This window comes from Citrobacter sp. CK185, assembly GCF_030333565.1.
GTDB lineage: Bacteria > Pseudomonadota > Gammaproteobacteria > Enterobacterales > Enterobacteriaceae > Citrobacter_B > Citrobacter_B koseri.
Window position 1 is genome coordinate 371,057 of the sequence record NZ_JAOWFR010000026.1, and the last position, 12,977, is coordinate 384,033.

The window sequence follows — 12,977 nt, forward strand, 5'->3', positions numbered from 1 at the left end:
CGCTACTTAAACAGAACCGCTGTACTCCTCGCTGATTCCACCGTAATCATTAATAATCCTGAATTTCACGCTTCCGCCATTTCCGCCCGAAGGCAGTGCAAAACGGGCGGTACTCCCCGGCGCCACAAACGTTACATTGTCAACTTTCTTACCGGATACGGTAATTTCATTGAAATTAACGTAATAAGGCGTGGGGTTATTTACCTGAATAAACGCCCCGCTCCGGCTCCAGCTTAACTTTCCGAGCTGCGCTTCAGGCGTTGACTTGCTTAGCAACGCAGGCCGATAAATCAGTTTTATTCGTGTTTTAACCGCAATCTGTAACGTATTATCTTTACGTTGGGCCGACGGTATCGATTTAATATTCAGCCAAAACAGGGACTCTTTATCCTCAGGCAGATTTCCCGCCCGAATAATACGCATTACGTTTTGCTGCCCGTTATCAAGCCGGTAAAGCGGCGGTGTAATAATAAAAGGGGCTTTGCCCTTACCGTCATTTTGCGTTTCGATCCACGACTGAATTAAATACGGAATATTATCGGGATTACTGACGCTTAATGACGCTTCTTTTTTACCGCCATCGTAAATAACCCGTGTTCCGCCAATGGAAACGCCAGCATTCACACTGGAAACGCCGGTAACAAACAGCGCCAACGCGGTGGCGCAAACACGTAATACTCTCATGGTAAACCTCTGAGAGGGCCGGTTATCGGCCCCCCAAACAACATATGCTCGTCAGTTATAGTTAACGGTGAAGTTCGCTACGGCGTTCACGACGCCCGGCACAACAGGCACGCTGGTGGCGACATAGGCGGCGTAGAAATCCAGTTGGTTGTCAACCATATCTAACAGTGAATAGGAATAGCCATTGATCTGATTAAGGCCTAAAGGCGCTCTGTCTGCCGTCATCAGTCGAATGGCCACCCCGCTTGCCGAACCAGGATCGGCGGAAAGCGCCAACAGATCGGTATTACCCGAATGATTAACGCCATCAAATTTCACCCGCGCGGACGTGACGGAAGAGGGGCAGTTAATCAGACGCAAGGTAAATTTGGTCGTTGACGCTTCATCCCCTGCGTTGGTAAACGCTGTTTTATAGACACTTCCCATATCAACGGTCATCGTATTATTGGCGCCAATATCTACGGTACAGGCGGTATCAAGAACCTGACCCACAAATTTGACCGTGCCGTCATACGCTATCGCATTTGATATTGACAAAATGGCCGCAGCGGAAAGCGCCATTGCTATCATATTTTTTTTCATCATCGCTATCCTTAACACCTGTTTATTTATCGCGTTACGACATAATGTCCATACATTTTCTGCTCTGGAAATGGGCTGCCGGGAAACGCTTATTTTTGGCTATCATCGTAAAGACAAGGAGATAAATAACATGCGATTTCCCCTTCATCATTCCGGGCCGCATCACGTTAGCGGTTTGAATCCTGAATCAAGGCGCGATGTCAATTAAGTTCTCCTTAATTTAAATTTTCATATAAATGCACATATTTGCTCAAGTGATTTTTTGGTGTAATTTTACACCTTGTTCTGGATTCACTTATTTTTAGTCTGTCACCATAATTATTAGCTCAAGCAAGACGTTACGCTATTACAGAAACTATTATATGGGAGGACAGATCATGCCTGAAACCAAAATAGCTATTGAATCAAGTATGTATAAGGCTCTGCCTCTGAAGCCAATTGAACATGTAGAAAAACTGATTGCGCACCTGAAGCCACACGCAAACACACGAGAAACAAAATGCAGACAAATTATTAACAACGAAAATAATAGACCACATCAATGTTATTTATTGCTGAAGGGAACCATTGGGGTTTTCAGAGCACGGGACGGCTTCATGCTTAACTCAGAAGTCGCCCCCTTTATTTTTGGCCTCAGCAATCAACTGGTTGATGCTGAATATTTGCTGATGCGCAGTGAGGAGTGCTCTGAGATCGCCTTTATTCCACTGGAGAAAGTTAACGACGTTATAGCAAATGAGAATCTTTGGGAAAGTCTGGCGAAGGTGCTTATCTACACCGCCGGTCGGGTGTACGACCACTGTACGCGCATTTCAGCGCCGACATCCTATGATATTATTCGCGCTCAGTTGTATGAATTAATGCGTGAGTCTAATGAATTCAGGCAAAATATAACTGCCGCAAATTATATTCAGTCAAGAACATTTCTGTCGCGCAGCAGCGTGATGAAGATACTGGCCGATTTAAAAAAAGGCGGCTACATCGTGACCGATCGTGGTGTTCTGAAGCAAATTCAGCAGAATATTCCCCTGAAATACTAGCTATGCTCAACACGCATTAACGCAGAGCCACTAAAATAGAATGACAATGACAGTGACCGGATAACACCTACCATGCCCCTGGATTCTTCCTTTAATCAACTGAAGCAGCCTTCGCCCTATGCAATTGCGCTGCTCAACGCACTCACGTCAGAACAGGATTTCAAACGGTATCCTCGCGGAAGTCGCTTTGTCTTCGTCCAGGGGGGCGAGCACCAGTGCCTGTTTTTCCGCACGGGCGTTGTAAGCATTGAGAACATCGAAAATAGTCTGTTGCTGGGGATAGCTTCTGCCCCGGTATCCCTGGGGTTCACCAGCGCCCTGTCGGATAAACTGCTGATTCGCGCGCTCGAAGAGTGCGAAGCGGCGACAATTCCCCTGGATGATGTGATGGAAACCATTGAGCGCAAGCACCTGTGGGAGATCATGGCAAAGCATATGATCATCGTCACCAATAAATTGTTTATCCAGAATGAAATGGCGACAGCGCCGACCGCTTACGACCTGCTGTGCTACCAGTTGCAGGCGCTAAGCCAGGAGCCGGAAAGCATCCGTTCTCAGATGGCGGCCTACCAGTATATTCTTGAACGTACCCGCCTTTCGCGCAGCAGCGTGATGAAGATGCTGTCAGCGCTGAAAAAAGGCGGCTATATCGAACTGGAACAGGGCAAATTAATCGCAATTAATCACCTCCCTTCTCGTTTCTAACCCCCCGTTTTTTACGCTTAAAGCGGCGGCATTCGTTGGTCGGGATCGCAATTCTGACGATTACCTCGCCTTTACGTTCCATAATGAAACGTGATTAAGCATAAATGTTCCGTTGATGAAACATGTTATGGCCGAATTTTCTTTTCCGCTCACTGTTGCACAATAAGGTTATCGGCAGTGAGTGGTAGCCGTGTCATGGTACACAACCGATACCCCTACAGCAGAAGATGCGGAGCAAAATAATGAAAAAGCTGATTAACCGTGTAGAAGAGGTACTGAACGAACAACTCGCTGGTCTGGCAAAAGCGTACCCGACGCTGACGCTGCATCAGGACCCGGTCTACGTTACCCGGTCAGATGCGCCAGTGGCAGGAAAAGTGGCGCTGCTTTCCGGCGGCGGCAGCGGGCATGAGCCCATGCACTGCGGCTATATTGGGCCTGGCATGCTCTCCGGCGCCTGCCCGGGCGAAATATTTACCTCACCGACGCCAGACAAAATGTTTGAGTGCGCCATGCACATTGACGGCGGCGAAGGCGTCTTACTGATCATTAAAAATTACACCGGCGACATCCTGAATTTTGAAACCGCCACGGAGCTGCTGCACGACAGCGGCGTAAAAGTCACCACCGTCGTGGTGGATGATGATGTAGCGGTCAAAGACAGCCTTTATACCGCCGGTCGTCGCGGCGTCGCCAATACGGTATTAATTGAAAAACTGGTGGGCGCGGCCGCAGAACGCGGTGACACGTTGGAAGCCTGCGCGGAGCTTGGCCGTAAGCTGAATAATCAGGGGCATTCAATCGGCATCGCGCTCAATGCCTGTACCGTGCCTGCGGCGGGCAAACCGTCCTTCACATTGCAGGATAACGAAATGGAGTTTGGCGTGGGAATTCACGGCGAACCCGGCATTGACCGTCGCCCCTTCTCTTCTCTCGATCAAACTGTCGATGAAATGTTTGACACGCTGCTGGAAAACGGCGCATACAGCCGCACGCTGCGTCACTGGGATCATCATCAGGGAAGCTGGCAGGAAGATAAGCAGAGCAAACAGCCGTTGCAGCGTGGCGATCGCGTCATTGCGCTGGTCAACAACCTCGGCGCTACGCCGCTGTCTGAACTGTTCGGCGTCTATAACCGGCTTGAAAGCCGCTGTCAGGAAAGCGGCATTACCATTGAACGCAACCTGATCGGCTCTTACTGCACCTCTCTGGATATGACCGGCTTTTCCATCACCCTGCTAAAAGTGGACGATGAAACGCTCGCGCTCTGGGATGCGCCGGTTCACACGCCTGCGCTCAACTGGGGCAAATAAGGAGATTATGTATGTCACTCAACAGAACACACATTGTTAACTGGCTCTATCGCTGCGGTGAGATTTTCACCAAAGAGAGTGATTATCTGACGGGTCTGGACAGAGAGATTGGCGACGCCGACCACGGGCTGAATATGCATCGCGGCTTCAGTAAAGTCGTCGAAAAATTACCCGCGATTGCGGATAAAGACATCGGCTTCATTCTGAAGAACACAGGGATGGTGCTGCTCTCCAGCGTCGGCGGCGCCAGCGGCCCGCTGTTCGGCACGTTCTTCATTCGCGCCGCCCAGGTGACACAGGCGCACCAGAGCCTGACGCTCGACGAGCTGTACCAGATGATGCGGGAAGGTGCGGAAGGCGTGACCAGCCGAGGTAAAGCGGAGCCTGGCGATAAAACCATGTGTGACGTCTGGGGGCCGGTTGTGGAGTCGCTGCGCCAGTCATGCGAACAGCACCTGTCGGTGCAGGCGGCGCTGGATGCCGCCAGCGCCCAGGCCGAAGCGGCGGCGCAGAGCACCATCACCATGCAGGCCCGCAAAGGGCGCGCCAGCTATCTTGGCGAGCGCAGCATCGGCCATCAGGACCCGGGTGCAACCTCCGTGATGTTCATGATGCAAATGCTGGCGGCAGCGGCAAAAGAGTAAGGATAACGCGATGGTAAACCTGGTCATTGTTTCGCACAGCGCCCTGTTGGGTGAAGGCGTCGGGCAGTTAGCCCGGCAGATGTTAATCGGCGATGGTTGTAAACTCGCGATTGCAGCCGGTATCGACGACCCACAAAATCCGATTGGCACCGATCCGCTCAAGGTGATGGAAGCCATCGAATCCGTGGCTGATGCGGACCATATCCTGGTCATGATGGATATGGGCAGCGCATTATTGAGCGCCGAAACCGCCCTGGATTTGCTCGACCCGGCGATTGCGGCGAAAGTCCGCTTATGCGCGGCGCCGCTGGTAGAAGGCACGCTGGCGGCGACGGTCAGCGCGGCAATGGGCGCCGGTATTGATAAAGTCATCAATGACGCCATGAGCGCGCTGGACGCCAAGCGTGAACAACTGGGTTTACCGTCACCCACTCAAACCGGGGGCGTCGCCACAAAACCAGCATTTCAGGATAACGACGCCCACTCCATTTCTGTTGTGGTGAAAAATCCAAACGGGCTGCATGTTCGTCCGGCATCGCACCTGGTCTCCACGTTGTCGGGGTTTCGGGCCGACATGCTGCTGGAGAAAAATGGCAAATGCGTGACGCCGGACAGCCTGAATCAGATAGCGTTATTACAGGTGCGCTGCAACGATACTCTGCGCCTGATCGCCAAAGGAGAACAGGCCGACGAGGCGCTGGCGGCATTCAAACAGCTGGCGACGGAAAACTTTGGCGAGTCCGTGGAGGAGACGCCTGCCAGCAGCACGGCGCGTCAGCTCCCCGCGCAGGTCTCCGGCGTGGTGTTCTGCTATTCCCCCGCTGCACCGGACGTCGCGAATCCGACGACCGTCAATTTGCCGGAAGAGCAGCAGCGCCTGCAAACGGCGATTCGTCAGACGCTGGACGATCTCAACGCGCTGACCACGCTGGCGGAAGATAAATACTCCGCCGATCTGGCGGCGATTTTTTCCGGGCATCACACGCTGCTGGATGACCCCGAGCTGTACGAGATGGCGTGTGAGGTGATGCGTGATAAATCGTGTCGGGCAGAAACGGCGTGGCGCAGCGTGCTGGACGATCTCCGCGATCAGTACCGACAGCTCGACGACGCCTATTTACAAGCCCGCTATATCGATATCGACGATATTCTCCATCGGACGCTGAGGCACCTGAGCGGAATAAACGCGCGCTTGCCGGTATTCACGCGCCCGACTATCGTGGCGGCGGAAAATATCTTCCCGTCCACCGTGTTGCAGTTCGACCCACAGACGGTTAAAGGGATCTGCCTGAGCGCAGGCAGCAATGAATCACATTCGGCAATCATCGCCCGTGAAATGGGGATCGGCTGGCTTTGTCAGCAAGGGGAAGCGGTATACGCCCTGAGCACCGGCGAGTCGATTACGCTGGATCTCGCGGCACAGCGCATTCTCTTTTCTGACTGACCTCTCTCCCATCGCGCGTCCTCTTCTGAGGGCGCGCTGTCGCATCACCGCGTTCATCCCCACGCTTCAACCGGCGATAACGGGAAATGTTTACCAGTTCCCAAAATAGCGGTTCGATCACGCGCACATGGCAATCCTGGACTAAGGTTTTGTCATGGTTCATGCCGCTGACTGCGGCACGCCGTTAAGGAGAATATTGATGATAACACCTGCGCTTCGCCATTCCGGCACGCTCTCTTTCGCCATAAAACTGACCGTTGCAGGCACCCTGCTGACATTCGCGTCGCTCTCGGCGCACGCTGAGGAACAGCCAGCCAGTCCTCCGCAGCCCCCGGATATTCTGCTGGGGCCGCTGTTTAATGACGTGCAGAGCGCCAAACTGTTCCCCGATCAGAAAACGTTCGCCGATGCCGTGCCTAACAGCGATCCGCTGATGATCCTCGCGGATTACCGGATGCAACGAAACCAGTCAGGCTTCGATTTGCGTCACTTTGTTGATGTGAACTTTACGCTGCCCAAAGAAGGGGAAAAATACGTTCCGCCGGAAGGACAGTCGCTGCGTGAACATATTGACGGCCTGTGGCCCGTGTTGACCCGCACAACGGAAAGCGCCGGAAAATGGGATTCGTTATTGCCGCTGCCGGAACCGTATGTGGTGCCTGGCGGACGTTTCCGGGAAGTCTATTATTGGGATAGCTATTTCACCATGCTGGGACTTGCCGAAAGCGATCACTGGGATAAGGTCGCCGATATGGTGGCGAATTTCGGCTATGAACTGGACTCCTGGGGGCATATCCCCAACGGCAACCGTACCTACTATCTGAGCCGCTCGCAGCCGCCTTTCTTCGCATTTATGGTGGAATTGCTGGCGCAGCATGAGGGCGACGACGCCCTGAAAAAATACCTGCCGCAGTTGCAAAAAGAGTATGCCTACTGGATGGAGGGCGTGGAGAATCTCCAGCCCGGCGAGCAGAATAAGCGCGTGGTGAAACTGGATGACGGCACCGTCCTGAACCGCTACTGGGATGACCGGGACACGCCGCGACCGGAGTCGTGGATGGAAGATATCACCACCGCGAAGAGCAACCCGAACCGCCCGGCAACCGAGATTTATCGCGACCTGCGATCTGCCGCCGCATCGGGCTGGGATTTCAGCTCGCGCTGGATGGACGATCCGAATCAGCTGAGCACCATTCGCACCACCAGCATCGTCCCTGTCGATCTCAACGCCCTGCTGTATAAACTGGAGAAAATGCTGGCGCGCGCCAGCAAAGCGGCAGGCGATGACGCCAACGCGAACCAGTATGAAGCGCTCGCCAGCGCCCGTCAGAAAGGCATTGAAACGCACCTGTGGAACAATCAGGAAGGCTGGTATGCCGACTACGATCTGAAAAGCAAAAAGGTGCGTAACCAACTGACGGCGGCCACGCTGTTCCCGCTGTATGTCAACGCGGCGGCGAAAGATCGCGCCAGCAAAGTGGCTGCCGCGACCCAGGCGCACCTGTTGCAGCCTGGAGGACTGTCCACCACCTCGGTGAAAAGCGGGCAGCAATGGGACGCCCCCAATGGCTGGGCGCCGTTACAGTGGGTGGCGACCGAAGGGTTGCAGAATTACGGGCAGGACAACATCGCGATGGATGTCACCTGGCGCTTCCTCACTAACGTTCAGCATACCTACGACCGCGAACAAAAGCTGGTTGAGAAATATGACGTCAGCAGTACGGGAACCGGCGGCGGCGGTGGAGAATACCCTCTTCAGGATGGTTTCGGCTGGACCAACGGCGTGACGTTAAAAATGCTCGACCTGATCTGTCCAAAAGAGAAACCGTGCGACAGCGTACCGGCCACTCGCCCCGCAGCGCCAGGCGCTTCCCAGCCTGCGCCGCAAAAACAGGTTGAAACCACGCCGTAATGTGACCCGACCATCATGCTGACAAAAATCCGCGCGCCGTCGCGGATTTTTCTTCCTGGCAATGCCGCGCGTTCATCTCTGCCCCTCATAGCTCTTAAGGGTTACTCCCCCTTTTCATCGGTGAGAATTTGATACTGAACAAGTTTTTTAACGTTATATATGTAAACATATAGCGATTTTTTAACCATTTCAGGATGAAAACAATGCCGCTCACAAGACGGAGATTCGCTCAGGCAATGGCCTCTGCGCTGCTGTTTCGCCACCTCCCTGGCATTGCGCAGACACCGCTGACGTTTGCTATTGGCCGCCCGCCGGAAGGCAATATTATTCGCCGCGTGGTGAGCGCCGGTGCGCCCGCCGATGTGTTACTGCTGGCCGTCGCGCCGGAAAAGCTGGTGGGTTTCTCCTCTTTTGATTTCTCGCGCCAGGCGGCGATTCCCTTCCCCGAGTCCATTCAGACGTTGCCCAAACTGGGCAGGCTGGCGGGGCGCGCCAGCACGTTGTCTCTGGAAGGACTGCTGGCCCTGCATCCCGATCTGGTAGTGGATTGCGGCAACGCCGATGAAACCTGGCTCTCGCAGGCGCGCCAGGTCAGCGCTCAGACCCGGATTCCGTGGTTGCTGATTAACGGTGAACTGCGGCAAACGCCGGAACAACTGCAAGCCGCAGGACAAGCGCTGGGAATGGAGGCGCGTACTGCCGCTCAGGCGGCGCTGGCTCAGCGCTTCATTGCGCAAGCGCTCGCGTTTTCCCGCACGCCTGCTGCCGGTATTCGTTTTTATGCGGCGCGGGGCGCCCGAGGTCTGGAGACGGGATTACAGGGATCGCTGCATACGGAAGCGGCAGAGTTACTGGGATTACACAACGTAGCGCGAATCCCCGGACGAAGCGGACTGGCCCAGGTATCTATGGAAAACTTACTCACCTGGCAGCCCGACATCATTCTGGTACAGGATGCCGCCACGGCGCACTACCTGCGTCATGACCCCGTCTGGCAAGGCGTTAAGGCGGTTGCGGACAAGCGCATTCTTTTCCTGAGCGGCCTGCCATTTGGCTGGCTGGATGCGCCGCCGGGCATTAACCGTTTACTCGGGCTGCGCCGGTTGCATGCCTGGCTGGACCCGAACGTTAATCAACATTTTAAAGACGATATGGTGCGTTATGCGCGCCTGTTCTGGCATACGTCGCTGACTGACGAACAGTATCAACAGTGGGCGATCATCTGATGAGAACGACCACCCTTTCTGTCCTGATGCTGGGGATTGCCCTTCTCTGTATTGCCTTTGCCAGCGTATCGGGCGCTTATCACCTCGATGCCCGGCAGGTGCTGGCGATGATCTTCAGCCATGACACGGTGCCGACACAGGATCAAATCGTGTTCTGGCAGATCCGCCTCCCCCGCATTCTCGCCGCGCTGCTGCTGGGCGCTGCGCTGGCGGGCGCGGGCACGACGTATCAGGGGATGTTTCGCAATCCGCTGGTCTCCCCGGATATTCTCGGCGTTGCCGCCGGAGCGGGTTTAGGCGCATGTACGGCGATTTTGCTGGGCCTGCCGATTTTGTTTATCCAGCTCTACGCGTTCGGCGGCGGTCTGCTGGTGGTTGCTGGCGTCTGGCTGATTACCCGTCGGGTGACGCGTCACGACCCCGTATTAACCCTTGTGCTGGTGGGTATCGCGCTCGGTACGCTGTGCGGAGCGGGAATTTCCCTGATAAAAACGCTGGCCGATCCCTATACCCAGTTGCCCTCCATCACCTTCTGGTTACTCGGCGGACTCTCTACCATCACGCTGCATGATCTTTGCTTCTCAGCGCCGCTGATTCTGTTCGGCGCCATCCCTTTGCTGCTACTGCGCTGGCGTATGAATTTACTGACGCTTTCAGATGATGAAGCCCGTTCCCTGGGCATCAACGTTACCCGCCTTCGGCTCGCGCTGATTGTCTGCGCGACGCTCATCACCGCCAGCACGGTGGCGATTGCCGGGATTATCGGCTGGATAGGCTTAGTCGTGCCGCATATCGGCAGGTTGCTCACCGGCAATAACCACCAACAGTTGCTTCCTGTCTCAATGGGCGCCGGCGCCATTTTACTGCTGCTGACCGACACGCTCGCGCGCGCAATCAGCAGTACGGAGATTCCACTGGGTATCCTCACCGCATTTATCGGCGCTCCTTTCTTTTTGCTGCTTCTGCTGCGTGGAGGACGCCAATGACACGACTGACAGTTCGCCACGCCAACCTGGGATACGCCCGACGCCCGGTTTTGCGCGACGTCTCTTTTACCGTACCGGCGGGAGAAATTTGCTGTTTACTCGGCGCAAACGGCAGCGGCAAGACCACGCTGATGCGCACCATTCTTGGCGTTCTCCCCTTGATCAGCGGCGACATCCTGCTTGATGGCGTGGCGGTGCAGCGTTTTTCAGACCGGGAGCGCGCCAGCGCCATTGCCTGGGTGCCACAGGCGCACGACGGCGCGTTCGCCTTCACTGCTCTGGATATGGTGATGATGGGGCTGACGCCGAAAATGGCGGCATTCGCCGTTCCCGGCGCCAGGGAGCGAGAAATTGCCCAGCAGCAGCTCGCCGCGCTTGAAATCGTCCATCTGGCGCACCGACGCTGGAACACCCTGAGCGGCGGAGAGCGTCAACTGGTGCTGATCGCCCGCGCTCTGGCGCAACGCCCTCGCCTGCTACTGCTGGATGAACCCGCCTCCAGCCTCGACTTTGGTCACCAGATCCGCCTGCTCGACACGCTGGTGACACTGAAAAAAACGGGGATGGCGCTACTGATGTCAACCCATCATCCGCTCCATGCCAGGGCGATAGCCGACAGCGTCGTGCGCGTGGAGTCCGACGGCCAGGTATCGCAAGGCGCGCCAGAACGCCAGCTCGCTGCCGACAATCTGGCCGCGCTTTATCGGGTCTCGCCCACACAAATCCACCGCCATCTTTTTGGCGATCAGCAATAAGGGACAGCCATGCTCATTGATGACATTGATTTTGCAGACCTCTACCGCCAGCAGCTGTTGCAGGCGAAACGAACGGAAAAAACTCCCGACCATTGGGATAAACGGGCAGAGAAAATGGCAGAAAACTGCGCGTCACCGACGGACACCTACCTGCAACAGCTGATGGAGAAAATGGATTTGCAGGGCGTGAACTCGCTGTTTGATATGGGCTGCGGCCCGGGCACCGTCTCGCTGGCGTTGGCGGGCAAAATACCGCATATCTGCGGCGTGGATTACAGCCCCGGAATGCTGCGCGTTGCCGCCCGTCGTGCGACAGAGCAACGGGCAACCCATGTTCACTGGGTGCAACGCGCCTGGGAAGAGGACTGGAGCGATCTTCCGCGCTGCGATATCGCCGTTGCCTCCCGCTCAACGCTCGTTGCGGATATGCGCCAGGCGATGACAAAGCTCAACAACCAGGCGCGGCTGCGCGTCTATACCACGCACCTGGTCAGTTCCTCTTTTGTTTCCCCCACTATCCAGCGCGCGTTGGGTCGCGAGGTTATCGAGCTGCCTAACTATATTTATGCCCTCAATGTCCTGTACCAGATGGGGATCTGCGCCCATGTCGATTTTATCCGTGGGCAGAACTGCCAGCAGGACAACAGTACCTGGGAACGCTTTGCTGAGAACATTCGCTGGAGCATGGGCGACATCAGCGATGAAGAGCGTGAGCGTCTGTACCGCTGGTATCAACAGCAGGATGCCAGCGCCCTTGCCCCGGCCAGCCGGGACTGGGCGCTGATCTGGTGGGACAGCATTCCACAAAAGGCGCTGAAATGATCTACTTCTCACACGCACAGACGGACGCATTGCTGCTGGAGGATATTCAGGGAGGCGACCTGACCACGCGCGCTCTGGGCATCGGCAATCTGCCAGGCCGCATGGCCTTCCGCCATCGCCAGGGCGGCTGCGTGAGCGGCATTGCCGTGGCCAGACAAATGTTGCAGTCGCTGGGGCTGACCGTCCTGGAGCAGATGAACGACGGTGAGCGCGCCGCAGCCGGTCAACAATTGATCAGCGTCAGCGGGAATGCGGCGGCGCTGCACCAGGGCTGGAAGGCCGTACAAAACGTACTGGAGTGGAGCTGCGGCGTTTCACACTATCTCGACAGCATGCTTCACATCCTGCATAGCCGTTACCCCGACGGGCAAATAGCCTGCACGCGTAAAGCCATTCCCGGCACCCGGCTGCTAGCCGCACAGGCGGTGCTCGCCGCAGGTGGAATCATTCACCGCGCCGGGTGCGCGGAGACCGTGCTGCTGTTTGCAAATCACCGCCGCTTTCTCGCCCCCGGTAACGACTGGGCCGGGGCCATTTCGCAGTTGCGCCGTCATGCCCCAGAAAAAAAGATCGTCGTCGAAGCAGACACCCCAGAGGAAGCCCTTGAAGCGCTCCGCGCTGGCCCCGACGTTTTGCAACTCGACAAATTTACCCCACATCAGGCGGCGGAGGTGGCCCGGACGGCGCCTTCACTGGCTCCCCATTGCACGCTGGCGCTGACTGGCGGCATCAACCTCGCCACTCTGGCGAGTTATCTCGACTGTGGTATCAGGCTCTTTATTACATCCGCACCGTACTACGCACCACCGATGGATATCAACGTCATCCTGAACCCGGACGAAAGTGACATATAACATTGATAAA

At 55.8% G+C, this 12,977-nt stretch carries 13 protein-coding genes; 11 read left to right on the forward strand and 2 right to left on the reverse strand.

Translation table 11 applies throughout. From position 1 onward, the window contains the following. Positions 1 to 6: 6 nt before the first annotated feature. Positions 7 to 684 (reverse strand): fimbrial biogenesis chaperone, encoded by a 678-nt coding sequence (locus OGV79_RS16445; protein WP_058669258.1) that lies wholly within the window; start codon positions 682 to 684, stop codon positions 7 to 9. 51 nt (positions 685 to 735) lie between these two features. Beyond that, positions 736 to 1,266: a fimbrial protein gene (locus tag OGV79_RS16450; protein WP_181898493.1), complete on the reverse strand. Its 531-nt coding sequence runs from the start codon at positions 1,264 to 1,266 to the stop codon at positions 736 to 738. A gap of 377 nt (positions 1,267 to 1,643) precedes the next feature. On the opposite strand from OGV79_RS16450, the gene OGV79_RS16455 reads away from it, so the two are divergent. The 11 genes from OGV79_RS16455 (at position 1,644) to modD (ending at position 12,967) form a co-directional block, all read left to right on the forward strand. Then, the gene (locus tag OGV79_RS16455; protein WP_024130277.1) at positions 1,644 to 2,306 is read left to right on the forward strand and encodes a winged helix-turn-helix transcriptional regulator; all 663 of its coding nucleotides are present in this window, start codon (positions 1,644 to 1,646) and stop codon (positions 2,304 to 2,306) included. 72 nt (positions 2,307 to 2,378) lie between these two features. Beyond that, positions 2,379 to 3,011, forward strand: coding sequence for a winged helix-turn-helix transcriptional regulator (locus tag OGV79_RS16460; RefSeq protein ID WP_012132105.1), 633 nt, complete (start codon positions 2,379 to 2,381; stop codon positions 3,009 to 3,011). Between the two features lie 242 nt (positions 3,012 to 3,253). After that, positions 3,254 to 4,324, forward strand: coding sequence for a dihydroxyacetone kinase subunit DhaK (gene dhaK / locus OGV79_RS16465; protein ID WP_283314003.1), 1,071 nt, complete (start codon positions 3,254 to 3,256; stop codon positions 4,322 to 4,324). 11 nt (positions 4,325 to 4,335) lie between these two features. Next, a complete protein-coding gene (gene dhaL / locus OGV79_RS16470; RefSeq protein ID WP_012132103.1) occupies positions 4,336 to 4,968 on the forward strand; it encodes a dihydroxyacetone kinase subunit DhaL in 633 nt (210 codons plus the stop codon). A gap of 10 nt (positions 4,969 to 4,978) precedes the next feature. Next, positions 4,979 to 6,412, forward strand: a complete 1,434-nt coding sequence (gene dhaM / locus OGV79_RS16475; protein ID WP_286468724.1) for a dihydroxyacetone kinase phosphoryl donor subunit DhaM — start codon at positions 4,979 to 4,981, stop codon at positions 6,410 to 6,412. A gap of 199 nt (positions 6,413 to 6,611) precedes the next feature. Further along, on the forward strand, positions 6,612 to 8,324 hold the full coding sequence (locus OGV79_RS16480) for an alpha,alpha-trehalase (protein ID WP_058669261.1): 1,713 nt from the start codon (positions 6,612 to 6,614) through the stop codon (positions 8,322 to 8,324). A gap of 203 nt (positions 8,325 to 8,527) precedes the next feature. Continuing rightward, positions 8,528 to 9,550 (forward strand): ABC transporter substrate-binding protein, encoded by a 1,023-nt coding sequence (locus OGV79_RS16485; RefSeq protein ID WP_071258544.1) that lies wholly within the window; start codon positions 8,528 to 8,530, stop codon positions 9,548 to 9,550. 26 nt (positions 9,551 to 9,576) lie between these two features. Next, positions 9,577 to 10,536 carry a FecCD family ABC transporter permease gene (locus OGV79_RS16490; protein ID WP_370906253.1) on the forward strand — a complete coding sequence of 320 codons (960 nt, stop codon included), beginning with the start codon at positions 9,577 to 9,579 and terminating at the stop codon, positions 10,534 to 10,536. After that, positions 10,533 to 11,291, forward strand: coding sequence for an ABC transporter ATP-binding protein (locus OGV79_RS16495; protein ID WP_049011432.1), 759 nt, complete (start codon positions 10,533 to 10,535; stop codon positions 11,289 to 11,291). Before OGV79_RS16490 ends, OGV79_RS16495 begins: the two co-directional genes overlap by 4 nt. A gap of 9 nt (positions 11,292 to 11,300) precedes the next feature. Beyond that, entirely contained in the window at positions 11,301 to 12,113 is an 813-nt protein-coding gene (locus OGV79_RS16500; protein ID WP_286468725.1) for a class I SAM-dependent methyltransferase, read from the forward strand. Further along, the gene (gene modD, locus OGV79_RS16505) at positions 12,110 to 12,967 is read left to right on the forward strand and encodes a ModD protein (protein WP_286468848.1); all 858 of its coding nucleotides are present in this window, start codon (positions 12,110 to 12,112) and stop codon (positions 12,965 to 12,967) included. Before OGV79_RS16500 ends, modD begins: the two co-directional genes overlap by 4 nt. Positions 12,968 to 12,977 lie beyond the last annotated feature (10 nt).

What these genes read in the sequence shown, in the direction of transcription:
- OGV79_RS16445 (WP_058669258.1), bottom strand. Translation starts at nt 684, where the DNA reads ATGAGAGTATTACGTGTTTGCGCCACCGCGTTGGCGCTGTTTGTTACC.
- OGV79_RS16495 (WP_049011432.1), top strand. Translation starts at nt 10,533, where the DNA reads ATGACACGACTGACAGTTCGCCACGCCAACCTGGGATACGCCCGACGC.
- dhaL (WP_012132103.1), top strand. Translation starts at nt 4,336, where the DNA reads ATGTCACTCAACAGAACACACATTGTTAACTGGCTCTATCGCTGCGGT.
- OGV79_RS16455 (WP_024130277.1), top strand. Translation starts at nt 1,644, where the DNA reads ATGCCTGAAACCAAAATAGCTATTGAATCAAGTATGTATAAGGCTCTG.
- dhaK (WP_283314003.1), top strand. Translation starts at nt 3,254, where the DNA reads ATGAAAAAGCTGATTAACCGTGTAGAAGAGGTACTGAACGAACAACTC.
- OGV79_RS16480 (WP_058669261.1), top strand. Translation starts at nt 6,612, where the DNA reads ATGATAACACCTGCGCTTCGCCATTCCGGCACGCTCTCTTTCGCCATA.
- OGV79_RS16490 (WP_370906253.1), top strand. Translation starts at nt 9,577, where the DNA reads ATGCTGGGGATTGCCCTTCTCTGTATTGCCTTTGCCAGCGTATCGGGC.
- OGV79_RS16485 (WP_071258544.1), top strand. Translation starts at nt 8,528, where the DNA reads ATGCCGCTCACAAGACGGAGATTCGCTCAGGCAATGGCCTCTGCGCTG.
- dhaM (WP_286468724.1), top strand. Translation starts at nt 4,979, where the DNA reads ATGGTAAACCTGGTCATTGTTTCGCACAGCGCCCTGTTGGGTGAAGGC.
- OGV79_RS16450 (WP_181898493.1), bottom strand. Translation starts at nt 1,266, where the DNA reads ATGAAAAAAAATATGATAGCAATGGCGCTTTCCGCTGCGGCCATTTTG.
- OGV79_RS16500 (WP_286468725.1), top strand. Translation starts at nt 11,301, where the DNA reads ATGCTCATTGATGACATTGATTTTGCAGACCTCTACCGCCAGCAGCTG.
- modD (WP_286468848.1), top strand. Translation starts at nt 12,110, where the DNA reads ATGATCTACTTCTCACACGCACAGACGGACGCATTGCTGCTGGAGGAT.
- OGV79_RS16460 (WP_012132105.1), top strand. Translation starts at nt 2,379, where the DNA reads ATGCCCCTGGATTCTTCCTTTAATCAACTGAAGCAGCCTTCGCCCTAT.